The sequence below is a fragment of the Streptomyces sp. NPDC003327 genome, assembly GCF_053589515.1.
Map to the genome: position 1 here is coordinate 31,839 of NZ_JBSFSA010000017.1, position 23,079 is coordinate 54,917.

The following is a 23,079-nucleotide window of genomic DNA, read 5'->3' on the forward strand; positions in this document are numbered from 1 at the left end:
GGCTCTCTCACTTCGCGGGGGAGGGACGGCCGTGGACGGCCTGTTCGTAGAGGGACATCAACTGCCCGGCGCTGTGCGCGATGTCGTAGTGGCGGGCCGCCGCCGGCAGCGGCAGCCGGACCGTCCGGGCCTCCCGGACGCCGTGCAGCGCGGAGATCAGCTCGGGTACGGACTCGCCGATCCGGCGCGCGCCCGGCGCCGCCTCCGGCGGCAGGTCGTCGATCGCCGGGCAGGCCACGTACAGCACGGGCAGGCCCGCGGCCAGCGCCTCGACCACCGCGAGCCCGAAGGCCTCGTCGGGCGAGGTCGACACGAAGACGTCCATCGCGGCGAGCAGCTCCGGCAGCGAAGGCCCCGAGGAGGCCGCCGACGGCGGGTCCTCGCAGGCACCGGCGAGCAGCACCCGCCCGGCGGCCCCGCACTCACGCGCCACCCGCAGCAGCTCCTCGCGCTCCTCGCCCTCGCCGACGAGCAGCAGCCGCGCCTCCGGCACCGCCGCCACCGCCCGCACCAGCCGGTCGAACCGTTTCCCCGGCGCGAGCCGCCCCACCCCGCCGACGACGAACGCGTCCTCCGGCAGGCCGAGGACGCCCCGGGTCAGCCGGCGGGCCCGGGGGACGAAGGCGAAGCGGGCGCTCTCGATGCCGTTGGGGACGACCCGGATCCGGTCCGGAGGCACGCCCCACGCGGCGAGCCGGCGCGCCACGCTCGGCGACACCGCCACCGTGGACGTGCCGAGCCGCTCCGAGGCGAGGTAGAGGGCCCGGGTGCCCGCCGACAGGGGCCGGCCCTCGATCTGCGCCTCGCCCAGCGAGTGCTCGGTCGCCACGATCCTGCGGACCCCGCCGAGCCGGGCCGCCAGCCTGCCGTACACGCACGCCCGGTAGAGATGGGTGTGCACCAGGTCGTAGCCGCCCTGGCGGACGATCCGGGCGAGCCGGGGCAGCGCGCCGACGTCCCGGTTGCCCGCCATGCCGAGGTGGGTGACGGGCGTGCCGTCCGCCTCGATCCCGGCGGCCACCGGGCCCGGGTTGGTGAGCGTCACCACCCCGCCGCGGACCGGCAGGTGACGCAGCAGCAGCCGCAGCTGCTGCTCGGCGCCGCCGATCCCGAGACCCGTGATGACGTGCAGGACCCTCATCGCGCGCCCACCGCCGTGCGGTCCGCGGCCACCGGGGCCGGGAACAGGTCGGCCGGGTGGCGGCGGCGCAGCGGGTGCAGGGCCCGCTTGGCGGCCAGCCGCCAGGATGTGTCGGCCTCGCCGATGTGGACGCGGGGCAGCGCGTACGTGCCGGTGAGCGGGCCTGGGTCGATCGCGCAGGCGTAGCCGTAACCGGCCGTGCGGACGGCGCGCATCACGCGCGCGTCGGTCCGCCCGTACGGGTAGCAGAACCCGGTCACCGGCTGCCCGGTGATCTCCTCCAGGAGCTCACGGCTCCGTCGGGTCTCCGTCGCCAGCTGGTCGTCGTCGGTCTCGGGGAGCCGGACGTGGCGCAGGCCGTGCGAGCCGATCTCCATCCCGGCCTCCGCGATCCGCCGGATGCCGTCCTCGGTGAGCAGCGCCTTGCGCGGGCCGTCCGTGTCCCAGGCGTTCTCGCCGCCGAGGCGTCCCGGCAGCGCGAAGACCGTCGCGGTGAAGCCGTGCCGGCGCAGCAGCGGCAGCGCCGAGTCGACGAAGTCGGCGTACCCGTCGTCGAAGGTGAGGCCGACGAGTCCCCGCGCCCGACCCTCGGCGGTCGCCGCGAGCAGCTCCCGCATCGACACCCCGCGCAGCCCCCGGTCGCCGAGCCAGTGCAGCTGTCGGGCGAAGCGCACGGGCGAGACGGTCACCCGGTACGGGTCGTCACCGGGATCCGTGATCGAGTGGTACATCGCCACCCACAGGGGCGGCTTCACCCACAGAGGAGGCTTCGGGAGCAGACGGCGCAGCGCGGTGGCGGCGGGCATGGGCGGTCCTCCGGGAGGCGGAGCGGGGCAGGGGCGGAATCTCGGGCACCTTGGGGGCGCAGGCGAGGAACAGCAGGAACACGCCGCCGACGACCAGGCACGCGACGGCGACGGACAGGACGGCCGGACCGACGGCCGCCGCACACAGCCAGGCGGCGCCGGTGGCCCAGGCGCCCGCCGTGGCGAGCCGCAGCAACCCCTCCCCCAGCCGGTCGACCCGCACCGGCACGGTCTGGCGGTGCGCGCCGCGCAGCAGCAGCACGGCGGTGACGGTGATGCCGAGCGCGTTGGCGGCGGCGATGCCGACCGCGCCCCACGCCCGCGCCCCCGGCACCCCGGCGGCGGCGGTCACGGCGAGCCCGGCGGCCATGCAGACGGCCGGGTACCAGAGCGGGCGCGCGGCGGAGAAGTAGCAGCGGACCAGGGCGCCGACCATCGTCTGGCCGAGCAGGCCCAGCGCGTACACCCGCATCACGGAGGCCGTGGCCACCGTGTCCGTACGGTCGAACTCACCGCGCTGGAACAGCAGTTCCACGATGCCGGGCGCGGCGGCGATGACCGTCGAGGCGCCGACAAGGACGACGACGGCGGCGAGCAGCAGGTCCCGCTCCACCCGGCGCCTGGCCTCCTCCCGGTCACCGGCGGCGAGGGCGCGGGCGACCACGGGGAAGCTGACCGTGCACAGCATCAGGGAGAGGATCATCGGCATCTGCGCGACCTTCTGCGCGTAGTTCAGATGCGAGATGGCGCCCGCGGGCAGCGGGGCGGCGAGGAACCGTTCGATCAGCGTCTGCGACTGGCGGACCAGCGAGAACGCCACCACCGGCGCGATGAGCCCGAGCACCAGGACGCGGGCCTCCGCGCCCCCCGATCCGGGCGCCGCGGGCTCCCGCGGCCCCACCGGCCCCACCGGCCGCGCCCGCAGCTCCCGTACGAGCGAGGGGGCCTGGACCAGCACCATCAGGACCCCGCCGACGGCCACCCCGACGGCGGCGGAGCGCACCCCCCACGGCTCGCGCAGGACCAGGACGGTGCCGATGATGCCGACGTTGTACGCCACGTAGATCGCGGCGGGCGGCAGGAAGCGGCCGTGGGCGCGCAGCGCGGCGGAGCAGTAGCCGACGAGGGCGAAGGAGAGCACGCAGGTCGCGGTGAGCCGGGTGCAGTCGACGGCGAGCGTCGGATCGGGCAGTCCGGGCGCGAGGGCCGAGACGACCAGCGGCGCGGCCACGACGAGGACGGCGGCGACGATCCCGACGGTGAGCGTGAGCCGGGGCAGCGTGCCCCGGACGAGCGCCCGCACGGGGTCGTCGCCGAGGAGGCCCTCGCAGCGGCGGGCCAGGGCGCGGGAGAACGCCGGCACCAGGATCAGCGCCAGCGCGTCCTCGATGAGGAGCGTCGACGCGAACTCCGGCACGGTCCACGCCACCAGGAACGCGTCGGTCTCGGCCCCCGCCCCGAAGTACCCCGCCAGGATCTGGTCCCGGACGAGCCCGAGCACGGCCCCGACTGCGGTGAGCCCCGCGGTGACGGCCGCCGCCTTGGCCAGGAACCCCCGCCCCGCCCGCACGGGGGGTTCCCCCGCGGGTCCGCTGCCGTCCGCGGCGGATACGACCGGGTCGGCAGCCGGACGCGGGCCGGTTCCGCCGCTCCGCACGGGCGGGGCGCCCGCCCGCCGCCCGCCGTCGTGGGTGTCGTCAGCCCGCACGAGCGGGACGGCGGGCGCGGCGGCACGCCGGAGAGTCACCCGCCGGGCGCCGGCCGGCCCGGCGGACGGGTGGGCGGGAACGGTGCTGTACCGCGCGGGCGGAGCCGCCCGCCCCCCGTCGGCGGCGGGGCCCGTGGCCGCTCCCGGGCCCGCCACGTCCGCCGGCGGCCACCAGTGGTTCGCCGGGCCCGTGACCGCGGCCCCGGCGGAGTCCGTCGGACCCTCGCCGTTCAGCGCCGGAGCGACCGGCGGGCGGCGGCGCGTCACGGCGAGGCCCGCCGTGAAGCCGTCGTACGGCACCGCCCGGCCGACGGCCCCCGGCCCCGCGTCCGGCCCGGGCAGCACCACGGCCTCCGGGGGCCACGGCGAGTCCGTGGCGCCCGGAGGCGAGGTCGGCCAGGGGTCGGAGAGCGGGGCGTCGCCGCGGGGCGGGGGCGGCGGGGGCGGGGCCGTTGGTTCCGGTTCCCCGGTCCACGGGTCACGCACGCCGCACCTCCGCGAGCGACCACCACGCCGCCAGCCCGAACACGACGGACATCAGCACCGTCGAAGGGCCGCCGATGTCGGCGTAGAAGAAGTCGATGAGCTGCCAGGACAGCAGGCCCGCCGCCACCAGGGCGCAGTCCGTCCCCAGCCGGCGCCGCCGCAACGCCCCCACCAGCAGCGCGAGCCAGCTGCCCGCAAGGGCCAGCAGACCGAGCAGCCCCTGCTCGCTCAGCACGAGCAGGTACATGTTGTGCGGCGACAGCAGCGGCTGGCGCTGGAACGCGGCGCCCGCGCCCGCCGTGTCGCTGCCCGAGGACAACGCCACCGAGGCGTGCGAGTCCCGGTACTGCGGGAAGCCCTTGAGCCCGACCCCCGTGAGCGGCTCTCCGCGCCACATCTCCCCGGCCGCCGCCCACATCGTGTACCGGTCGGTCACGGACTGGTCCGGCGCCGCCGCGACCCGCGTGATGCTCGCGACCCGCTCCTCGACCACCTCCGAGCCGATCCCGAACCCGCCGACGAGGACCACCCCGAGCGCCCCCACGGCCAGCGCGACCCGCCCGGCCCTGCGCAGCCCGGAGAGGACCAGCTGGAGCGAGCAGGCGAGGACGGTCGCGATCCACGCGCCCCGGCTGAACGACAGCACCAGCGGCACGCACAGCAGGCCCGTGCAGACGAGGGCCGCCGTCCGTGCCCGGCCCGCCCGGCCGCCGAGCGCGATGCCGACGACGATCACGAGACCGTACGAGACGACCGTCGCCATGCCCATCACGTCGGTCGGCCCGAAGGTGCCGACGGCCCGGATGTCCTCGCCCTGGTACGAGGCGCCGGTGCCCGTCAGGAACTGCGCCACCCCCACCGCCCCCTGGAGCAGCGCGAGTCCGACCAGGCCCCAGGCGACGACGGCGAAGTCCCGCCGGTCACGGATCATCAGGAGCACGGCGCACGGGACGAGGACGAAGACCTGGACGTAACGGGCGACGCCCGGCAGGCTCGCCGCCGGGTCGTTCGAGGTGATCGCGGCCAGGCAGACGCCGAGGACGGGCAGCCCGAGGACGACGGCCGCCGTCCGGGTCAGCGGCCTGGACCGGCCGCGCAGCACCCGCACGAGGCAGATCAGCACGAGGAGCCCGGAGGCCGCGTCCGCGACGGTCCCGGTGCCGCCCGTCCCGCCCTGCGCCCCGCCGTCGCCGGGGAGGAGCAGCAGGGCGATCACCGCGAGGACGGGGGACAGGGCCCCGGCCCTGCGCGCCCAGTCCCGTACGTCCGCCGCCCCCGCGAGGGGCGGCGCCGTCACGGCCGTCGCCACCTCAGCTCCCCGTCGGCCGGACGAGCCCGACGGCCGTGCGGATCAGGATGCACACGTCCTGCCAGAGCGACCAGTGGTCGATGTAGTGGTTGTCGAAGCGGCAGCGGTCCTCGATCGACGTGTCGCCGCGCAGCCCGTGGACCTGGGCGAGACCGGTGAGGCCGACGGGCATCCGGTGCCGGTCCGCGTAGCCGGGGTGCACCTTGCTGAACTGGGCGACGAAGTACGGCCGTTCGGGCCGCGGCCCGACGAGGCTCATGTCCCCGCGCAGCACGTTCCACAGCTGCGGCAGCTCGTCCAGGGACGACTTCCGCAGGAAGCTGCCGGCCGCGCTCATCCGCCGGTCGCCCGCGACCGACCAGCGGGTCGCCGACTCGGAGTCGTCCGAGGGCCGCAGCGTACGGAACTTGAGCAGCGTGAAGGGGCGGCCGTGCTGCCCGATCCGCTCCTGCCGGAACAGGATCCCCGGCCCGTCGGAGAGCCGCACCGCCAGCGCGCACAGCGCGAGCACCGGCAGCGCGAGGACGAGCGCGGGCACCGCGAGCGCGATGTCCAGGGCCCGCTTGGCGGTCCGCCCGTGCCGCTCGCCCTCCGCCGGAGCGATCCGGCGCCAGGCGTAGCCCCACATGTGTTCGCCCATCGGCCCGTCCTGGTGGCGCCCGCCGACCCGCCAGGTGGCACAGCCGTACTGCTGGAACAGCGTCACGAGACCGGGGTCGTCGTCGAGGAAGACCGCGTCGCGCACGGCGTTCTGGATGACGGCCCGGTGGATCTCCTCGGTCGTCGTGAGCACCGGAAGCCCCGGCTCCCCGGGCGTCCGGGGCGCGCCGCCCTGCTCGGGCACGCCGACGATCCCCACCGGCCGCACCCCGTACTCGGGGTGCTGCACGGCCGCGGAGGCGAACCGGCGGGCCGCCGCGTGACCGCCGACGACCAGCGCCGACCGCGGATGCGCCCGCGCCACCCGCCGCCTGCGGGCGAGCAGCAGGCCCCGCACCGCGCACACCGCGCCGACGTGGGCGGCGTACGCGGCACAGAGCCGCAGCGGCCCGAAGGCCAGTGACGGGGAGTACGCGGCGACCGCGGCCGCCGCCAGGCACCAGGTGAACCCGGCGCGGGAGGCGAGCGCGGGCAGCTCGTCGAGCATCCGCACGTGCGCCGCCGGCCGGTACAGCCCGCCGTGCCCGTCGAGGAGCAGGACGAGCAGCAGGACCGGCAGCAGCAGCCGGGCGTCCCGGTGCACCGCGGTCAGCGGTACGGCCGCGGTCAGGACGGCCAGGCAGTCCGCGGCGATCAGGGCCGGCACCCCCGACCTGGTCCGCACCGCCCGGTGCCGGGGCACCGACACCCGGTCGGGCGCGCCCCGCAGCGGCGCGAGGGAGGCGAGGCCGAAGGTCTGGCCGGCGGCGGGCCAGGGGCCCGGCGAGGAGGGAACGCTGGTGCTTTCCGTGGTCACTGCGCAATCGGCTCTCTGTGCTCGGTGCCCCGCACTCCGGCCAGCTCGCGGTAGACCCCCGCGACGGCCGCGCCGGTGCGCCGCACGTCGAATCTGCTGAGTACGTGTTCGTGGGCCTCGCGGCCCAGGCGCTCGCGCAGCTCCGGCCGGCCCAGGAGGCGGCGGAGGGCGGCGGCGAGCGCGGCCGGGTCCTCGGACGGGACCAGGCAGTGCGCCTCGTGGCCGGGCGGGAGGCTCTCGCGGGCCCCGTCGACGTCACCGACGACGACCGGCCGCCCGGCGGCCATGGCTTCCAGGGGCGCGAGCGCCATGCCCTCCCAGCGGGACGGCAGGACCACCACGTCCGCCGCCCGGTACCAGGGGGCGGTGTCCGCGACGGCGCCGGTGAACCGCACCGAGGGGCCGGCGGCGGCGCGCAGCCGCTCGCCGTCCGGGCCGTCGCCGACCAGGACGAGCCGGGCCGTCGGGATGTCGGCGAGGACGCCGGGCCAGGCGGCGAGCAGCACGTCCTGGCCCTTCTGGCGGCAGAGCCGGCCCACGCAGACGACGGTCGGCGCCGGGTTGCCGGGCGGCCCGTCGCTCGCGAACCGGGCCACGTCCACACCGTTGTGGACGACGGTCCAGTGGGCCCTGACTCCGGCCGCCTCGCCCGTACGCCGCTCGGCCTCGCTCACGCACAGCACCCGGTCCGCCCAGCGGGCGCCGAAGCGCTCCCAGGCGCGGGCGAGCGCGGCGGTCGTCCCCTCGACCGCCTCGAACGACCAGGCGTGCGGCTGGTAGACGGTCGGGACACGGCCCCGCACGGCGAGCCGTGCGCACAGCCCGGCCTTGGCGCTGTGCGCGTGGACGATCCCCGGCCGCAGCGCCCGGACCAGCCGGGCCAGGTCGCGGGTCTCCCGCAGGAGCGCGGGGCCGGGGTCGCGCCCGGCCCGCCAGTCGTGGACGTCGGCGCCCTCGGCCCGGACGGCCGCGGACAGCTCGGTGCCGGGCGGGCAGGCGACGCACACGCGCAGCCCGTCGGCGCGTTGGGCGCGGACCAGGTCGACGACGACCCGGGCCACCCCGCCGTCGCCCGGCTGGACCGCGTGCAGGACGGTGACGGGCCCGCGGCCCGCCTCGCTCGATGACACCACGTCAGCGCCGGACGTCCAGGGTGTCCGCGCCCTCGGGACGTCCATCCGTCCACCCGGTGCCGAATACCGCTGAATTCCGCATACAGGTTCTCCGCTTTGCTGAGAGAAGGAAGGGAACACCCGTGATGGCCGGGGGAGGGGAAGGTGTCGTCCGCACGAAATGAGTGAACGCGCGGCGGGCCCGGAAGCAACGTTCGGGAACGTTATAACCCCGATGCGGGGCGATAGTAAGCATTAGATGCCCGGAAACGCGAACTCCCGTATCCGTACGGCCGGTTCCTCGTTGGGTGTGTTGCGCCATTCCACGCCCAGTCGCTCGAATGGCCCTCCTATGGCCCAAAGATCGGTTGAACGTCACCCGTTCGGGAGAGCAACCGATGAATAGCCGGGGCGTTGTTGAAGGAGCCGGGCCGAACAGTCCGCGCAGTCCGAGTTGAAAATCGATCGAGGAGAGCTTCTCCATGTCCCGTATCGCGAAGGCCGTTGTCCTGACCGTCGGTGCCGCCGCCGCGGTCGCCGGTGCCGCCGGTGCCGCCGCCGCCGACTCCATCGCCGAGGGCGCTGCCGTGAAGTCCCCCGGTGTCGGTTCCGGCAACGTCGTGCAGGTCCCGGTCCACATCCCGGTGAACGTCTGCGGCAACACGGTCAACGTCATCGGCGCGCTGAACCCGGCCTTCGGCAACACCTGCGTCAACGCCTGATCGGGCACGCCTGATCGGTCCTTCCGAAGCCGGTGCGCCCACCCCGACGGGGTGGGCGCACCGGCTTTTTCCTTGCGGCTACGGGGTCGGTTCACGGGTGGAGCAGCCGAGTGCGCCGTCCGGTGCAACGGCGTACGCCCCTCCGGGTGGGCAGCCGGTGCCACGGATTCACTCGAAACGGGTACGTGGCGCTCCGTAGTTCCCCGGTCGCGCACGGCTATGGCCGCAGGTGCGAGCAGAGGGCGGTCGCTCGGCGCGGCAAGGAAAGGGAACGCGTGTGCGCCCCCCGGGGCCTCGGGGTCCGGTGCGCGCATGTGTGATCGACACATAGGCCCGGTCGACATCGATCGGGTGCAGTGTCGAGAAATCCTCCCTCCCGGAGTTTCCGGGACGGTCACCTGTCGTTACAGAAGGCAGAAGAACGCGCGGGATTCGGTCAAGAAGCCCGCGCGGAAAGCGACTTGAAAGCCACAGGAAGGATTCACCCCATGAAGCCCACCAAGGTCGCCGCGGTCGTCGCCGGTTCGCTCATGGCGCTGGGTGCCGCCGCGCCCGCCATGGCCACGGAGGCGCTGACCCCCACCAGCCTGAACGGTGGCCTCGAAGCGATCGCCGCCAATGGGCTGAAGACCGATGTGCTGAGCAGCACCACGGAAGGTTCGCCGGTCAAGTCCGTCACGGACACCGTCGGCCAGCTCAACGAGGCCGGCAAGGGCGGCGTCCCGCTGCTCGGTGGTCTGCCCGCTGCTCCGCTTGGCGGCTGATCGAATGATTTTCTGACCGCTCGCCGTGTGGGTACCGCTGCGAGTGGCGCACCGCTCCCTACGCTCTGCGCAGATTCACGCGAGCGTCTGCGTGGACAGGCCGGTTCGGAGCGAGGGGGGGATCCTTGCCGGTCTCTCCCTTTCTCCAGAGGAAGAGCGGTATGCGGTCCATCATCAGCAGGAAAGTACTCACGGCGGCGGCAGCGACCGGCATCCTGTCGCTGACCGGCGGATTCGCCCTGGCCGCGAACTCCCATCCCGGTTCGGGCGATTCGCCGGGTCCCTCGACGGCGGGACACGCCCAGGCTCCCCTGCCGCGGGACATCTGCGACGGGCTCGATCTCGACGGCCTCGCCGGGGAGGCCGTCGGCGACCTCTGCGCCCAGGCGTACGACGACGACGGCGGTTACGGCGACGAGCCGGGCGAGCCCACGCACCCGCCCACGCACCCCCCGACGTACCCGCCGAAGCCGACGCCTCCCCCGACGCATCCGCCGAAGCCGACGCATCCCACGCCGACGCCGACGAAGCCGACCGAGCCGACTCCGACGCCGACGAAGCCCACGGAGCCGACTCCGACGCCGACGAAGCCCACGGAGCCGACTCCGACGCCGACGAAGCCGACCGAGCCGACTCCGACGCCGACGAAGCCGACCGAGCCGACTCCGACGCCGACGAAGCCGACGCATCCCACGCCGACGCCGACGAAGCCCACGGAGCCGACTCCGACGCCGACGAAGCCGACGCATCCCACGCCGACGCCGACGAAGCCGACGGAGCCGACTCCGACGCCGACGAAGCCGACGGAGCCCACGCACCCCTCGCCCACGTCGACCGGGCCCACCAAGCCCGAGCTCCCCGACACCGGTAGCGGCCCCGCCCTCATGGGCGCCGCCGCGATCAGCGCCGCGCTCATCGTCGGTGGCGTCGTCGTCCACCTCCGCGGTGGACGGATCGCCAAGGTGTCCCGCAGGCAGCACTGAGCCGTGCTGACCTGACGTCAATCAAGGCCCTCGCCCTCACCGGTGAGGGCCTTGTGCGTTGCTGCACATGGGGGACGCCCGTCACGTTTCGGCCAAGGCGTTCGTTCTCCACGCATGACTCTGCGCTCTCACGCCGGCATGGGACTCCTCATGACCGCGCTCGCCTCCGCCGCTCTGGCCACTCCCGCCTCCGCCGTCGAGGCGCCGGTGATCGTTCCCCTCCAGGGTCTCGAGCCGGTCCTCCCCATGGACGCCCCGACGGTCGCCACCGGCGTCCCCGTGCCCATGCCCGGCGCGCCCACCGGATTCCAGAAGGGGAACGGGGTCCTGCCCGACATCGCCCTGCCGGCCGTCCCGCTGACCGGCACCCTGCCCGCGACGGTGGTGGACGCGCCGCTGCCCGAGCTCCTGGAGGGCAGCGACCCGGGCCGGGCCCTGCTGAGCAGCCCGCACTCCGAGATGAAGACGGCCACCCCCGGCGCCGTCGTCGGCAACCCGGTGAAGGCGCCGCGCGGCGACGGGCTCGCCGACCTCCCCGACCTGGCGAAGCCTCAGGTCGGTCTGCTCACCCCGGTCCTCAGCGGGGCCCTCGACCCCCAGCTCGGGCTGGCCCCGGGCCACTGAACCCGACGACGCACCGCCGTTCGTTTGTACGACCATTGTCCGGGCGGGTGAAGGCACGTTTCCTCCCCGCCACCCCCTGGGCCTCGGGTCGTTGCACCGGAAGGCTTGTCGCATGGCCGAGGCCCGCGCACCCGGGGCCCGTTCCGTCGTATCCGGCGGCGGGCGTTCTCCGGAGCGCGGGCCGTTTCTTTCGGATTTTCTTCTTCTCGTTCGGCCCAACGCCCGTGACCCGCTCCGGCGCACGCCGTTGATGGGGAAGACGGCCGTGATCCCTGCGGTCGCTTTCCACGTCCAAGGAGTTCTTGATGTCTCGCATCGCGAAGGCTGCCGCTGTTCTCGCCGGCACGGGTGCCGTGGCCCTCAGCGGAGCCGGCCTGGCCGTCGCCGACTCGGGCGCCGAGGCCGTCGCCGCCCACTCGCCCGGTGTCGTCTCCGGCAACATCGTCCAGGTCCCGGTGCACGTTCCGGTGAACCTCTGCGGCAACACCGTCGACGTCATCGGCCTGCTGAACCCGGCCTTCGGCAACACCTGCGCGAACGTCGACGGTGGGCACGGCAACGGCGGCGCTCACGGCAACGGCGGCTACGGCGGCTGATCCCCCTCGCTCCGCACAGGTCCCCCGGTCCTTCGGGCCGGGGGACCTTCGTGCGTGCGGGGGCGCGCGGACGCTCAGGCGTAGCGGTAGATCCGGCTGTGGTCGAACATCTCCGCCGGGGTCACGCCCCAGGGCGCCATCGGCTGGTGCCGCGCCACGACCTTCCGGTACTGGGCGTCGCCGAGCGGCGGCGGCTCCGCCGGCAGGTACGCGGCGGACGGGTTCCGCTGCTGCCAGCGCGACCAGACCAGGTCCACGAAGGAGTGATGCAGCCAGAACACCGGGTCGTTCACGGACGCCCCGCCGAGCATCAGGCCGCCGACCCAGCGGTGCACCCGGTTGTGGACGAGGTACCGCTCGTTGCCCCGGCCCGGTGCCCAGCCCTCCAGCCGGTTGCGGAAGCCGTGGGTGCTCGTCGAGTTCCAGGGCGCCGTGTCGTACGTCCGCTCCCGCATGACGTCCTCCAGCTGGGCCGCCGTGGGCAGCTGGATCGGGTCGCGGGGACGCCCGAGGTCCCTGGTCAGGAAGCGCCCCTCGGTCATCGCATGCGTGATCGTCCACCGGCCGCCGGAGTGGGCGAAGGGGCCGGTCATCACCTGGAGGTCGGAGCGCCGGCCGTTGCCGCCGAGGAAGTCGTCGGCCCACAGCGACGCGGCCGGCGTGTTGTCCCGCGTCCAGTCCCAGTACGGAACGCTCACCGTCGCGTCCAGGCGGCGCAGCTCGCGCTCGAACTCCAGCAGGAACTTGCGGTGCCAGGGCAGGAAGCTCGGCGCCATGTGCGCGGTCCGCAGCCGGCCCTCGCCGTCGGCGACGTAGTGGTCGATGTGGAGGCGTACGAACCGGTCGTAGGCGCCGGTGCGCTTCAGCTCCAGGACGGCGGCGACGAACTTCCGGCGTTCGGCGCTCGTCAGGTCGCGCTGGTTCTTACGCGTGTACACCACGCGGGGTCCCTCCCGTCGGGTCGGTGGGGGTGGCGCCGTGGCCGGCGGCGTAGCGGGACAGCGGGGCGGAGCCCAGTTCGTCCACGGCCGCGCGGACGGCGGCCAGCGGGGTCGGGCTGGACGCGTAGTGGTCGACCGGGGTGACGTATCCGCCGTCGGCGCAGCGCATCAGATGGAGCGGGCGGCCGTCGACGAGGGCCACGGGCCGGCCGTCGGGCCCGGAGAAGCCCCGGACGTGGCGGCCTCCGTACATCTCGTCGAAGGCGTACGGGTCCCCGGCGGCGGGGGCGGCGGGGGAGCGGCTCGCGATGCGGCCGAGCGCGCCGCCCGTGAGGGCGGTGACGGCCACGGCGAAGAGCGAGCGCAGGGCGACGCGGCGCGGGACGATCATGATCGATCTCCTGGTGGTCGGCTGGGGGCCTCCGCTGCGGACAGGGGAAGCCCTCAGGGCACAACGATGAAAACCCCTGTTCGTTGCGCCGGAAATGCCAGCGGCGTGAATGTCGGCCGTTCGGGTGAAATCGGCGGGGAGAAAGGGTGGTGGGGCCCTAGCATCCGGATTCATGACCACTTCTGACGTCGTTTCCTCGGCCCGCAGCGTCTCTCCGCTGGGAACCCTCACGGTGATTCCGTGGTCCAGCGAGCCCTCCGCCGATTCGGCGGGCACGCCGTTCCTGATGGCGTATTCGCTCGGCGACGGCCGGGACGGCCCGGAGGCCGGTCAGCAGGCGCTCCGCGCCGCCCTCGAAGCCATGGGGCTCTCGGTCGGCGACCGGCTCTTCGACCTGGAGAAGGACGCCGGGATCAAGGCCTCGCTCATCGTCGAGGGCGGCACGGCCGTGCTGACGCTGCCCTTCCTGAAGGTGCAGTGCCCGGTGCCGGACGAGTGGCTGGCGGCGGCCCGCGAGCGCGGCCACGTCTACTTCCTCTGCTCGGTGCGGCCCTGGGCCGAGGGCGCGCCCGGCGAGCCGGTCGACGAGGCGCGGCTGCGCGCCTACGTCTCGGACGAGGAGATGCTCGCGGACTGCGCCCACGTCCTGATGCCGGTCCGGCGCGTCCAGGGCTGAAGGGTCCGGGGCCGGAGAACGGGAGGGCGGCGCGATGGCGACGACCGACGTGCGGGGCGGGGTCCCCGGGCAGCGGCAGGCGGAGGAGCCCGGCGGCCGGGGCTCGGGCGGGACCGGAGCGGGCCGGGCCCTCGGCTGGCTCCTCGTGGTCACGGGCGCGGCGGGCGTGCTCGCCGGCTGGGTGATCACGCTCGACAAGTTCAAGCTCCTGGAGGACCCCGGGTTCCAGCCGGGCTGCAGCCTGAACCCGGTCGTCTCCTGCGGGAACATCATGAAGAGCGAGCAGGCCTCGGTCTTCGGCTTCCCGAACCCGATGCTCGGCCTCGTCACGTACGCCGTCGTCGTCGCGGTCGGTGCCGGGCTGCTCGCCGGGGCCCGCTACCGGGGCTGGTTCTGGCTGGGGCTGAACGGCGGGATGCTGTTCGGCGTCGGCTTCTGCACCTGGCTGATGCACCAGTCGCTGTACGAGATCCACGCGCTCTGCCTGTGGTGCTGCCTGGCCTGGACGGCGACGATCGTCATGTTCTGGTACGTGACCGCGCAGAACGTGCGCAGCGGGGTGCTGCCCGCCCCGGCCGCCGTGCGCGGCTTCTTCGCCGACTTCGCCTTCGCGCCGCCCGTGCTGCACATCGGGATCATCGGGATGCTGATCCTGACCCGGTGGTGGGACTTCTGGACGAGCTGACGTGAGCCGACGCCACCCCCGGCTCTCCCGGCTCTCCTGGCCGCGGGCCGCACTGACCGTGCTGCTCGCGGCCGTTCTCGTGTTCCTCCTGCCGTACGAGCGGCTGGCACCGGGCGGGCGGCACGCGGGGACGCGCTCGGCGCCCGAGGCCGAGCCGGTGCCCGCGCCGCTGCCGGGGGTGCCGTCCGGGTTCTTCACCGGCTCCGACGAGGAGGGCGTGCGCCGGATCGCGCGGGTGCAGGCCTGGCTCGGCGGCGACTCCCTGAGCGTCGGACACACGTATCTGCCGGGCGACCGCTGGTCGAACATCGAGGGGCATCCGGCACTCTTCGGGCCGTGGGCGCGGTGGAAGGCGGAGCGGCCGGGGCGGCTCTTCGTCCTGAACGTGCCGCTGCTCGACCGCAACGAGGAGGGGCTGACCGACGCGGAGGTCCGCGCCCAGCTGAGGCGCGGGGCGGCCGGGGCCTTCGACGGGCACTTCGCGACGCTGGGCGAGCGGCTCGTCGCGCACGGGCTCGGCGACGCGGTCCTCGTCCTCGGCTGGGAGATGAACGGCACGACGTACAGCCACCGCTGCGGGCCGGACCCGGCGGCCTGGAAGACGTACTGGCGGCGGGTGGTCGCGGAGCTGCGCGGGGTGGCGGGTCAGCGTTTCCGCTTCGACTTCACGCCGAGCCGGGGGCGGGACGCCGTGGCGTGGCCGGAGTGCTACCCGGGGGACGACGTCGTCGACATCATCGGGATGGACGCCTACGACCAGCCCGCGGGGGTCTCCTTCGAGGAGCAGGTGACCGAGGAGTACGGGCTCGCGCACCACGTGGCCTTCGCCGAGGCGCACGGCAAGCCCGTCTCGTACCCGGAGTGGGGACTCTTCAGGAACGGCGACAACCCGGCGTACGTACGGGGGATGCTCGACTGGTTCGCGGCGCACCGGCCGGTGTACCAGACGGTGACGGACTACTGCCCGCACGGGGTGTGGGGGTGCGCGGCCAACCCCGAGTCGGCGCGGGTGCTCAGGGGGGCACTGGGGGCGCCCGGTCCGTGAGGGACGGTGGCCTCACGGAACGCGGCGCCCGGGGCGGTGCCGCGGCCGGCCGGTCAGGCCTGGTAGGCGACGAGCGAGATGCCGACGTAGTGGGCGATGAACGCCGCGAGGGTGAGGGAGTGGAACACCTCGTGGAAGCCGAACCAGCGGGGTGAGGGGTTCGGCCGCTTGATGCCGTAGACGACCCCGCCCACGCTGTAGAGCACTCCGCCGACGACGACGAGGACGAGCACGGCGATGCCGCCGGCGCGCATGAAGTCCGGCAGGAAGAAGACCGCGGCCCAGCCCATGGCGATGTAGCAGGGCGTGTAGAGCCAGCGGGGGGCGCCGACCCAGAACACGCGGAAGGCGATGCCTGCGGCCGCGGCGGCCCAGACCGCCCACATGAGCGGCTTCGCGGTGGAGTCCGGGAGCAGCAGCAGGCTGAGCGGGGTGTAGGTGCCCGCGATGATCAGGAAGATATTGGCGTGGTCGAGGCGCCGCAGGACGGCCTCGCCGCGCGGGCCCCAGGTGCCGCGGTGGTACAGCGCGCTGATGCCGAAGAGCAGGCAGGCGGTGAGGACGTAGATCCCGCAGGCGAGGCGGGCGCGGGGCGATTCGGCGAGTGCGACGAGAACCAGGCCCGCGACGACCACGGTGGGGAACATGCCCGCGTGCAGCCAGCCCCTGAGCAGCGGCTTCAGCGGGAGCGTCGGGGATTGCTCGATCGGTTGGTGCTCGACCGGGGTCACGTCCGGCGTTGCTGCAGTCATGAGACCTCATCGTACCTACGGCCGCGTAGGTACCGGATATGAGTGGCGATGCTCACGTGTGCACCCCCCTGGACATATGGGCGTTTGCATCGGATGATCAAATGAGTGCGGTCGGCACCGGATGAGCAGCTACGACGCGTCCGGGTCGCAGCCCCCACGGGGCAGACAGCGAAATACACCCCTCAACAAGGAGCAATCGTGGCGCGCGACAACGCGGCTCCCCTTCCCACCCAGCACCAGGAGCTCGTCTCCTGGGTGAACGAGATCGCCGAGATCACCCAGCCGGACGCCATCGTCTGGTGCGACGGCTCCGAGGCCGAGTACGAGCGCCTGTGCGAGGAGCTCGTCGCCAAGGGGACCTTCACGAAGCTCGACCCGGTGAAGCGCCCGAACTCGTACTACGCCGCCTCCGACCCCACCGACGTCGCGCGCGTCGAGGACCGGACCTTCATCTGCTCCGAGAAGGAGGAGGACGCGGGCCCGACCAACCACTGGAAGGCCCCGGCGGAGATGAAGGAGATCTTCGCGGGCGAGAAGGGCATCTTCCGCGGCTCCATGAAGGGCCGCACCATGTACGTCGTGCCCTTCTGCATGGGCCCGGTCGGCTCCCCGCTCTCCGCCATCGGCGTCGAGATCACCGACTCCGCGTACGTCGCCGTCTCCATGCGCACCATGACCCGCATGGGCCAGGCCGTCCTCGACGAGCTCGGCACCGACGGCTTCTTCGTCAAGGCCGTCCACACCCTCGGCGCCCCCCTGGAGGAGGGCCAGGAGGACGTGCCGTGGCCCTGCAACACCACCAAGTACATCTCGCACTTCCCCGAGAGCCGCGAGATCTGGTCGTACGGCTCCGGCTACGGCGGCAACGCCCTGCTCGGCAAGAAGTGCTACGCGCTGCGCATCGCGTCCGTCATGGCGCGTGACGAGGGCTGGCTCGCCGAGCACATGCTCATCCTGAAGCTGACCCCGCCGCAGGGCGAGGCGAAGTACGTCGCCGCCGCCTTCCCGTCCGCCTGCGGCAAGACCAACCTCGCCATGCTGGAGCCGACGATCTCCGGCTGGACCGTCGAGACCATCGGCGACGACATCGCCTGGATGCGCTTCGGCGAGGACGGCCGCCTCTACGCGATCAACCCCGAGGCCGGCTTCTTCGGCGTCGCGCCCGGCACCGGCGAGCACACCAACGCCAACGCCATGAAGACCCTGTGGGGCAACTCCGTCTTCACCAACGTCGCACTCACCGACGACGGCGACGTCTGGTGGGAGGGCATGACCGAGGACGCGCCCGCCCACCTGACCGACTGGAAGGGCAACGACTGGACGCCGGAGTCCGAGACCCCGGCCGCCCACCCGAACGCCCGCTTCACCGTCCCGGCCGGCCAGTGCCCGACGATCGCCCCCGAGTGGGAGGACCCCAAGGGCGTCCCGATCTCCGCGATCCTCTTCGGCGGCCGCCGCGCCTCCGCCGTGCCGCTGGTCACCGAGTCCTTCGACTGGAACCACGGCGTCTTCCTCGGCGCGAACGTCGCCTCCGAGAAGACCGCCGCCGCCGAGGGCAAGGTCGGCGAGCTGCGCCGCGACCCGTTCGCCATGCTGCCCTTCTGCGGCTACAACATGGGCGACTACATGGCCCACTGGGTCAAGGTCGGCGCGGCCGCGGACCAGGCGAAGCTGCCGAAGATCTACTACGTGAACTGGTTCCGCAAGAACGACGCCGGCCAGTTCGTGTGGCCCGGCTTCGGCGAGAACAGCCGCGTCCTGAAGTGGATCGTGGAGCGCCTGGAGGGCAAGGCCGAGGGCGTCGAGACCCCGATCGGCATCCTGCCGACGAAGGACGCCCTGGACACCGACGGCCTGGACCTGGCCGAGGCGGACCTGGACTTCCTGCTCACCGTCGACAAGGACGTCTGGCGCGAGGAGGCCGCCCTGGTCCCCGCGCACCTGGAGACCTTCGGTGAGCACACGCCGAAGGAGCTGTGGGACGAGTACCGCGCGCTGGTCGAGCGCCTGGGCTGATCCCGCAGCACCGCAGACTCGTGGTGGGTTGCCCCGATTTCCGCCCTGACCAGCTGGGGTCACGACGGCCCACCACGACCCGACCGGCCCCCGGCGCCCCCTCAGGCGCCGGGGGCCGGGCACGTCACGTCCGCGTCAGCTCGGCCGCTGGTTCTCCGTGTACGCGGTGTGGCTCCGCTGGCGGACCTCCGCCTCCTCCCGCAGCTCCGACGCGATGTCGACGAGCCCCCGGTGCAGGGCCGTGAGCTGGCGCTCCAGATGGCGCTCCGGCGACTCGGCACCCGGCGCCACACGCGACCACCACCGGGTCCGTACGAAGGAGTCCACGGCCTCCGGGACGTCGACGCGGATCGTACGGGCCAGGACGTGCAGGTGCTCGGGGTCCGTCGTCCCGTCCGGGCCGAGCAGCGCGTCCAGCAGTTCGTCGAGTCCGTCGAGCAGCCGCTGCGCGGAGTCCGGGATCTCGACCTCCGCGAGGTAGGACCGCAGGGCCGGCAGGTCGGAGCCGATCGCGTCCCGCTGCTCCGCCGTGGTGGGCGGATCCGGGATCGGGGGCCGCTCGGGCGGGGCGATCAGCGCGCCCGCCGCGTAGAGCCCGGCCACCACGACCGGCCACAGGGAGCCCGCGGCGCCCGTGAGGGAGACCGCGAGCCCCACGAGGCCGCAGGCGGAGCCGGCCAGGTTCTTGCGGGACTCGGCGTACCGCAGCAGGGGGTTACTGGTAGCCACGGATCTCCTCGAAGGCGCCGTCGAGCGAGCCGGTCGTGGCGTCGAACAGCCTGCCGCCGGTGAGCTCCGCGATGTGGTCGAGCGCGGCGCGGTCGGAGTCGCCGAAGAGGATCGGGAACACCGGGGTGCGCTGCTGCCCGGCCGGGAGCGAGCGGTAGAAGCTGTCGAAGGCGTGCGCCGGGTCGCCGTGGGTGTTCTCGCCGTCCGTCATCAGGACGATCGAGGTGAAGGCGTCGTCCCCCGCGCCGCCGCTCGCGCCGCTCGGGGTGCTCGGGCCGCTCGGGGTGCTCTTCGCGCCGAGCGCGCGGTACGCCTCCATGAGGCTGGAGTAGACGGCGGTGCCGCCGGAGGCCGTGAGGCCGCGGGCGTCGGCGCGGATCGCGTCGAGCGCCGTCCGCGGCGAGGCCGGGTCGACCGTGTGCGTACGGACCTCGGACTCCTTCACGGCCGTGCCGAACGGCATCAGCGTGACCTGCTCCCGGTCCCGGAAGTCCTCGGTCAGCTCGGCGAGCGCCGTCTTGAGGCGTGCGAGCCGCTCGCCCGCCATGGAGCCGGAGGTGTCGAGCACGTAGACCGTGCGCGAGGGCCTGCGCAGGGTGTTGTCGTACGCGTCGAGGAGCCCGTCGGCGACGGCCCGGCTGCCGGGGAAGGGCAGTTCGCGGCGCGGCTCGTTGGCGATGCCCTCCGCCGGGGCGACGCCGGCGACCACCGGGCGGCGGAGCGTCGCGCGGGTGATCCGGTCCTGGACGGCCGGGTCGCGGAGGTACTCGGTGAGCCGCCGCGCCGAGTCCTTCGCCTCGGGCCGTGCGGAGGCGAGCAGGGTGAGCGGGTAGTCGGCGGTGAGGACGCCGTCGACCGGGCGGATCACCGTCAGGTCGCCGGACTGGAACGAGGAGAGCAGCACCGACTCGTAGTTCACGAGCGCGTCGACGTCCGTGCGGCGGCCGTAGGCGGTGGCCAGCCAGCCGGAGGAGCCCGAGGTCAGCTTCTGCCCGGTGAAGAACTCCTTCAGCTTCGGGGTGGCCCGGCGCACGTCCTGCTCCCTGAGCGCCGACTGCGCGCCGGAGAGGCCGGAGGCGACCGAGACGAGCGCGGAGAAGCCGGAGTTGGAGCGCTTGGGGTCGGTCATGCCGTAGCTCAGCCTGCCGTCGGCGACGGCGCGGTGCACCTGCGACCAGGTGACCTTCGCCGGGTCCCAGCCGAGGCGGGCGACGGCCGCGGGACGGACGCCGATGGCGACAGGGGAGGTCATGATCGGCGTCGCCGTGGTGATGCGTCCCGCGGTGTCGGTGCGGAGCCGCAGGTAGTCGTTGGAGGAGAGCCACACCGCGTCGTAGGCCGCGTCCGCCTTCCCGGAGGCGATCTGCTCGACGGCTTCGAGGGTGCCGGCGTAGGTGGGGCGGACGGTGACGCCGGTCGCCCGCGCCGCCGTGTCGAGGACCGACTCCATGTCGGCGAGCTCGGAGGAGGCGAGGACGCGGAGCGTGCCGGGGGCGAAGGCCGTGCCGTGCCGGTCGATCGGGTCCCGGCTCGGACCGCCGACGCCGGTCTGGTCGACGTGCCCGCAGGAGCCGCCGGTGGCCGTGACGAGCAGGGCGAGGGCGAGACCCGCGAGCGTCCGCCGGAGGAGGCGGGGGGTCCGGGAAGGCGTGCGGGTTCCGGTGGCGCGGGGCACGGGGGAGCCCGGGACGCGGGGCGAGGAGGCGGCGGGGGCGGTAGCGCCGGGCGCGTGGGTTGCGTGGGTTGCGGAGACGGCCGGTGTGGTGCGGGGTGCGTGGGTCATGCGGGGTCGCCACCCTCCGACGCGGAGGTGCGGCGGCTGCGGTCCAGGTGGGCACCGGCCTGCTGGAGTTCGGCCGTGAGGGACTCGACGGTCGCCGCCATCGACTCCGTCGCCCGCACCTTGTACGTGTCGATGGCGTCGAGCGTCCGGTAGATCTGCTGGAACGCCGTGCGGAGCGTCTCGGCGCCGACCGCCGGGTCGGCCGCGATCCGCTGGATCTCGCCCGCCTGGCTCGACAGCATCTCGGCGTTGCCCCGGATCAGCTCCTCCGTCGTCGAGCGCAGGGCGTTCACCTGCTCGGTGACCTTCCGCTGGTTCTCCAGGGCGGAGGCGAGCATGACGGCGATCCGCAGCGCGGACACGGTCGTCGACGCCGCCCGGTCCACGCCCTTGATCAGCTCGGCGTTGTTGCGGCGGACCACGTCCATCGCCAGATAGCCCTGGGCGCAGACGGCGAGCTGGGTCAGCAGGTCCTGGTGCTTCTGCCGGACCGGGAAGAGGACGTCGGCGCGGAGCGCGTCCGCGACCACCGGGTCGGCGGTGAGCGCGATGCGCTCCTCCACGGCCCCGTCGAGCGCCTCGGTGAGCACCGCGTACTCCTGGAGCTTGCCCATGGTCTCCCAGAGCCTGGTCCGCTCGGTCTGCAGGGCGGCGTTGTCGCGGCGCAGCTCGTCCTGGCCGCCGCGCAGCGCGCCGACGATCCGGTTCAGCGTCGCCTGGGAGGAGGCGTACCTGGCGACGTGGTCGCGGAACCTGTTGCCGCCGGGGAGCCTGGACAGCAGCCGCCTGGCCCCCTTGGCGGGGGCGTCGCGCGGGTCCAGGTCCTCGACGGTGCGCCGGAGTTCGACGAGCGAGGAGCCGACCCGGGCCTGGGCGTCACCGCCCGCCGCGCCGTCGCCGAGCGAGCGGACCGTGCGCTCCAGCATCCGGTTGGACTGCTTGGCCGCGGCCCGCATCTCGCCCGCGCCGAGGGCGTCGATCTCGCCGATGCGGCCCGCGAACTCCGGGGACCGCGGGTCGAGGCCGGCGAGCGAGCCGACGTACTCGTCGGCCCGGCGGGCCATCTCCGTACGGACCGACTCGTCCAGCGGTACGAGGCCGGAGGCCTGCTCCGTACGGACGGGGCGGACCGGCTCCGGCGGGGTGAGGACGAGCGGGGCGTCGTGCCCGGGCGGCGTCAGGGCCGTCGTCCTGGGGTCGGGTGTGGGCGTGCTCATGCAGGGTCCCCCTGGTCACGGGCCCGCCGCGCCATCTCGTGCAGCACCTCGCTGGTGGGCACGGGCGCCTGGCGGACTCCGGTCAGTGTCTGGTTGAGGTAGTCGGTGTGGCCGGCGGTCGCGGAGGTGAACTCGCTCGCCGCGCCCTGGGGCCGGAAGCCGTGGCGCACCGCGAGCTTGCGCAACTCCGGGTCCGTGGCAAGGAGTTCGCCGAGCGCCCGGCCCTCCTCGCTGAGCGGCACGAGGGTGTGGTCGCTGTTGACCGTGGTGTCCGGGTAGAGGACGACCAGGTCGCTCATCGTCTTGCCGGCGATCAGGAGGGAGGCGACCTGCGACTCGTACACGAGGACCAGCGGGTTGCCGACGCCGCTGACGAAGTCGCCGAACGGCGCGTCGGAGCCGCCCTGTTGGGTGCCCTGGACCTGGATCAGCTTCCGCATCAGCGGGGCGGTCCTGGAGACGGCCGCCTTGTCGCCCGCGACCTTTCCGCCGTCGGCGACGTAGCTCGCGGCGGCGAGGTAGAGGGCGCCGGAGTTGGACGCGACCGGGTCGGTCGAGGTGATGAAGAGCGTGCCGCTCAACTCGGTGTGCCGGTCGGCGCCCTTGAGCTGCTGCCAGGTCCGGTCGGCGCGGGCCGCGTCCAGGTAGGCGCCCATCTTCAGGGTGCCGCTGGTGCCGCGCGGGCGGAGCGTCGCGAGGCCGTTGTCGGCGAGGACGCGGGCGGCGGAGCTGCGCGCGACGACGACGAGCGGCGAGTAGAAGGGGCGCTGCGGGGCCGCCTTGGACGTGCCCTTCGCCTTCGCCTTCAGCACGTCGGCGGGCCCCTTGGAGGAGGGGAAGGCGAAGTCGTAGCCGTCGAGGGGGAGCGCCTCCATGTCCCAGGACCCGGAGGTCTCGGTCCGCACGGTGTACCCCTGGGCGGCCAGGGCCCTGACGACCTGGGGGTCGGCGAAGAACGCGGCCTTCTCCGACCCGATGACTCCTCGCACGGTCTTCGGTGCCGTGTCGTGGTCCTGGTCGCCGCCCGTGAGGAGGACGGCGCCGACGCCGCCGAGGAGCAGGACGGCCAGGACGATTCCCAAGATGCGTCTCACGCGGGAAGCGTGCTCGCGGAAACCCACGTTCCAGGGGGAGTTG

22 protein-coding genes are annotated in these 23,079 nt (G+C 73.8%); 9 read left to right on the forward strand and 13 right to left on the reverse strand.

Annotation, left to right across the window (positions count from 1 at the left end; all coding sequences use genetic code 11):
* Positions 1-7 precede the first annotated feature (7 nt).
* The 6 genes from ACWDVG_RS16420 to ACWDVG_RS16445 all read right to left on the reverse strand — a co-directional run bounded on the left by ACWDVG_RS16420 (position 8) and on the right by ACWDVG_RS16445 (position 8,039).
* The gene (locus ACWDVG_RS16420; protein ID WP_451699869.1) at positions 8-1,141 is read right to left on the reverse strand and encodes a glycosyltransferase; all 1,134 of its coding nucleotides are present in this window, start codon (positions 1,139-1,141) and stop codon (positions 8-10) included.
* Positions 1,138-1,947 (reverse strand): polysaccharide deacetylase family protein, encoded by an 810-nt coding sequence (locus tag ACWDVG_RS16425; protein WP_451699871.1) that lies wholly within the window; start codon positions 1,945-1,947, stop codon positions 1,138-1,140. The genes ACWDVG_RS16420 and ACWDVG_RS16425 overlap by 4 nt, the downstream gene beginning before the upstream one ends.
* Entirely contained in the window at positions 1,844-4,000 is a 2,157-nt protein-coding gene (gene murJ / locus ACWDVG_RS16430; RefSeq protein ID WP_451699872.1) for a murein biosynthesis integral membrane protein MurJ, read from the reverse strand. Before murJ ends, ACWDVG_RS16425 begins: the two co-directional genes overlap by 104 nt.
* A 133-nt stretch (positions 4,001-4,133) precedes the next feature.
* A complete protein-coding gene (locus tag ACWDVG_RS16435) occupies positions 4,134-5,450 on the reverse strand; it encodes an O-antigen ligase family protein (protein WP_451699873.1) in 1,317 nt (438 codons plus the stop codon).
* 1 nt (position 5,451) lies between these two features.
* Positions 5,452-6,906 carry an exopolysaccharide biosynthesis polyprenyl glycosylphosphotransferase gene (locus ACWDVG_RS16440; protein WP_451699874.1) on the reverse strand — a complete coding sequence of 485 codons (1,455 nt, stop codon included), beginning with the start codon at positions 6,904-6,906 and terminating at the stop codon, positions 5,452-5,454.
* Positions 6,903-8,039: a glycosyltransferase gene (locus ACWDVG_RS16445; protein ID WP_451699875.1), complete on the reverse strand. Its 1,137-nt coding sequence runs from the start codon at positions 8,037-8,039 to the stop codon at positions 6,903-6,905. The genes ACWDVG_RS16440 and ACWDVG_RS16445 overlap by 4 nt, the downstream gene beginning before the upstream one ends.
* A 461-nt stretch (positions 8,040-8,500) precedes the next feature.
* On the opposite strand from ACWDVG_RS16445, the gene ACWDVG_RS16450 reads away from it, so the two are divergent.
* The 5 genes from ACWDVG_RS16450 (at position 8,501) to ACWDVG_RS16470 (ending at position 11,707) form a co-directional block, all read left to right on the forward strand.
* A complete protein-coding gene (locus ACWDVG_RS16450; protein WP_451699876.1) occupies positions 8,501-8,740 on the forward strand; it encodes a chaplin in 240 nt (79 codons plus the stop codon).
* A gap of 488 nt (positions 8,741-9,228) precedes the next feature.
* Positions 9,229-9,504, forward strand: coding sequence for a hypothetical protein (locus ACWDVG_RS16455; RefSeq protein WP_451699877.1), 276 nt, complete (start codon positions 9,229-9,231; stop codon positions 9,502-9,504).
* Between the two features lie 161 nt (positions 9,505-9,665).
* Positions 9,666-10,487 carry a hypothetical protein gene (locus ACWDVG_RS16460; protein WP_451699878.1) on the forward strand — a complete coding sequence of 274 codons (822 nt, stop codon included), beginning with the start codon at positions 9,666-9,668 and terminating at the stop codon, positions 10,485-10,487.
* 114 nt (positions 10,488-10,601) lie between these two features.
* Positions 10,602-11,111: a hypothetical protein gene (locus ACWDVG_RS16465; RefSeq protein WP_451699879.1), complete on the forward strand. Its 510-nt coding sequence runs from the start codon at positions 10,602-10,604 to the stop codon at positions 11,109-11,111.
* Positions 11,112-11,416: 305 nt separating this feature from the next.
* Positions 11,417-11,707 (forward strand): chaplin, encoded by a 291-nt coding sequence (locus ACWDVG_RS16470; protein ID WP_451699880.1) that lies wholly within the window; start codon positions 11,417-11,419, stop codon positions 11,705-11,707.
* Between the two features lie 74 nt (positions 11,708-11,781).
* Here the strand turns inward: ACWDVG_RS16470 and ACWDVG_RS16475 are convergent, their stop codons facing one another.
* Both ACWDVG_RS16475 and ACWDVG_RS16480 read right to left on the reverse strand, forming a co-directional pair.
* Positions 11,782-12,648: a tyrosinase family protein gene (locus tag ACWDVG_RS16475; protein WP_451699881.1), complete on the reverse strand. Its 867-nt coding sequence runs from the start codon at positions 12,646-12,648 to the stop codon at positions 11,782-11,784.
* Positions 12,632-13,039 (reverse strand): tyrosinase family oxidase copper chaperone, encoded by a 408-nt coding sequence (locus ACWDVG_RS16480; protein ID WP_451699882.1) that lies wholly within the window; start codon positions 13,037-13,039, stop codon positions 12,632-12,634. The genes ACWDVG_RS16475 and ACWDVG_RS16480 overlap by 17 nt, the downstream gene beginning before the upstream one ends.
* A 172-nt stretch (positions 13,040-13,211) precedes the next feature.
* Here ACWDVG_RS16480 and ACWDVG_RS16485 point away from each other — a divergent pair, with 172 nt between their 5' ends.
* Genes ACWDVG_RS16485 through ACWDVG_RS16495 form a run of 3 tightly spaced genes read left to right on the forward strand, consistent with a single transcriptional unit; the run spans position 13,212 to position 15,445 of the window.
* On the forward strand, positions 13,212-13,715 hold the full coding sequence (locus ACWDVG_RS16485) for a DUF5949 family protein (protein ID WP_451699883.1): 504 nt from the start codon (positions 13,212-13,214) through the stop codon (positions 13,713-13,715).
* A 34-nt stretch (positions 13,716-13,749) separates the two neighbouring features.
* Positions 13,750-14,400, forward strand: a complete 651-nt coding sequence (locus ACWDVG_RS16490; protein WP_451699884.1) for a vitamin K epoxide reductase family protein — start codon at positions 13,750-13,752, stop codon at positions 14,398-14,400.
* A 1-nt stretch (position 14,401) separates the two neighbouring features.
* A complete protein-coding gene (locus tag ACWDVG_RS16495) occupies positions 14,402-15,445 on the forward strand; it encodes a glycoside hydrolase family 26 protein (protein ID WP_451699885.1) in 1,044 nt (347 codons plus the stop codon).
* Between the two features lie 53 nt (positions 15,446-15,498).
* Here the strand turns inward: ACWDVG_RS16495 and trhA are convergent, their stop codons facing one another.
* A complete protein-coding gene (gene trhA / locus ACWDVG_RS16500; protein ID WP_451699887.1) occupies positions 15,499-16,197 on the reverse strand; it encodes a PAQR family membrane homeostasis protein TrhA in 699 nt (232 codons plus the stop codon).
* Positions 16,198-16,395: 198 nt separating this feature from the next.
* On the opposite strand from trhA, the gene ACWDVG_RS16505 reads away from it, so the two are divergent.
* Entirely contained in the window at positions 16,396-18,213 is a 1,818-nt protein-coding gene (locus tag ACWDVG_RS16505; protein WP_451699888.1) for a phosphoenolpyruvate carboxykinase (GTP), read from the forward strand.
* 135 nt (positions 18,214-18,348) lie between these two features.
* Here ACWDVG_RS16505 and ACWDVG_RS16510 read toward each other — a convergent pair whose 3' ends face one another.
* The 4 genes from ACWDVG_RS16510 to ACWDVG_RS16525 are packed head-to-tail and all read right to left on the reverse strand — an operon-like array spanning position 18,349 to position 23,063.
* Positions 18,349-18,942, reverse strand: coding sequence for a hypothetical protein (locus tag ACWDVG_RS16510; protein ID WP_451699889.1), 594 nt, complete (start codon positions 18,940-18,942; stop codon positions 18,349-18,351).
* Entirely contained in the window at positions 18,929-20,725 is a 1,797-nt protein-coding gene (locus tag ACWDVG_RS16515) for a substrate-binding and vWA domain-containing protein (RefSeq protein ID WP_451699890.1), read from the reverse strand. Before ACWDVG_RS16515 ends, ACWDVG_RS16510 begins: the two co-directional genes overlap by 14 nt.
* On the reverse strand, positions 20,722-21,942 hold the full coding sequence (locus ACWDVG_RS16520; protein WP_451699891.1) for a toxic anion resistance protein: 1,221 nt from the start codon (positions 21,940-21,942) through the stop codon (positions 20,722-20,724). Before ACWDVG_RS16520 ends, ACWDVG_RS16515 begins: the two co-directional genes overlap by 4 nt.
* A complete protein-coding gene (locus ACWDVG_RS16525; RefSeq protein WP_451699892.1) occupies positions 21,939-23,063 on the reverse strand; it encodes a hypothetical protein in 1,125 nt (374 codons plus the stop codon). Before ACWDVG_RS16525 ends, ACWDVG_RS16520 begins: the two co-directional genes overlap by 4 nt.
* Positions 23,064-23,079: the final 16 nt, after the last annotated feature.

Coding starts and splice junctions, on each gene's coding strand:
- ACWDVG_RS16470 (WP_451699880.1), top strand. CDS start 11,417: ATGTCTCGCATCGCGAAGGCTGCCGCTGTTCTCGCCGGCACGGGTGCC.
- ACWDVG_RS16485 (WP_451699883.1), top strand. CDS start 13,212: ATGACCACTTCTGACGTCGTTTCCTCGGCCCGCAGCGTCTCTCCGCTG.
- ACWDVG_RS16420 (WP_451699869.1), bottom strand. CDS start 1,141: ATGAGGGTCCTGCACGTCATCACGGGTCTCGGGATCGGCGGCGCCGAG.
- ACWDVG_RS16465 (WP_451699879.1), top strand. CDS start 10,602: ATGACTCTGCGCTCTCACGCCGGCATGGGACTCCTCATGACCGCGCTC.
- ACWDVG_RS16515 (WP_451699890.1), bottom strand. CDS start 20,725: ATGACCCACGCACCCCGCACCACACCGGCCGTCTCCGCAACCCACGCA.
- trhA (WP_451699887.1), bottom strand. CDS start 16,197: ATGACTGCAGCAACGCCGGACGTGACCCCGGTCGAGCACCAACCGATC.
- ACWDVG_RS16480 (WP_451699882.1), bottom strand. CDS start 13,039: ATGATCGTCCCGCGCCGCGTCGCCCTGCGCTCGCTCTTCGCCGTGGCC.
- ACWDVG_RS16520 (WP_451699891.1), bottom strand. CDS start 21,942: ATGAGCACGCCCACACCCGACCCCAGGACGACGGCCCTGACGCCGCCC.
- ACWDVG_RS16450 (WP_451699876.1), top strand. CDS start 8,501: ATGTCCCGTATCGCGAAGGCCGTTGTCCTGACCGTCGGTGCCGCCGCC.
- ACWDVG_RS16460 (WP_451699878.1), top strand. CDS start 9,666: ATGCGGTCCATCATCAGCAGGAAAGTACTCACGGCGGCGGCAGCGACC.
- ACWDVG_RS16425 (WP_451699871.1), bottom strand. CDS start 1,947: ATGCCCGCCGCCACCGCGCTGCGCCGTCTGCTCCCGAAGCCTCCTCTG.
- ACWDVG_RS16455 (WP_451699877.1), top strand. CDS start 9,229: ATGAAGCCCACCAAGGTCGCCGCGGTCGTCGCCGGTTCGCTCATGGCG.
- ACWDVG_RS16490 (WP_451699884.1), top strand. CDS start 13,750: ATGGCGACGACCGACGTGCGGGGCGGGGTCCCCGGGCAGCGGCAGGCG.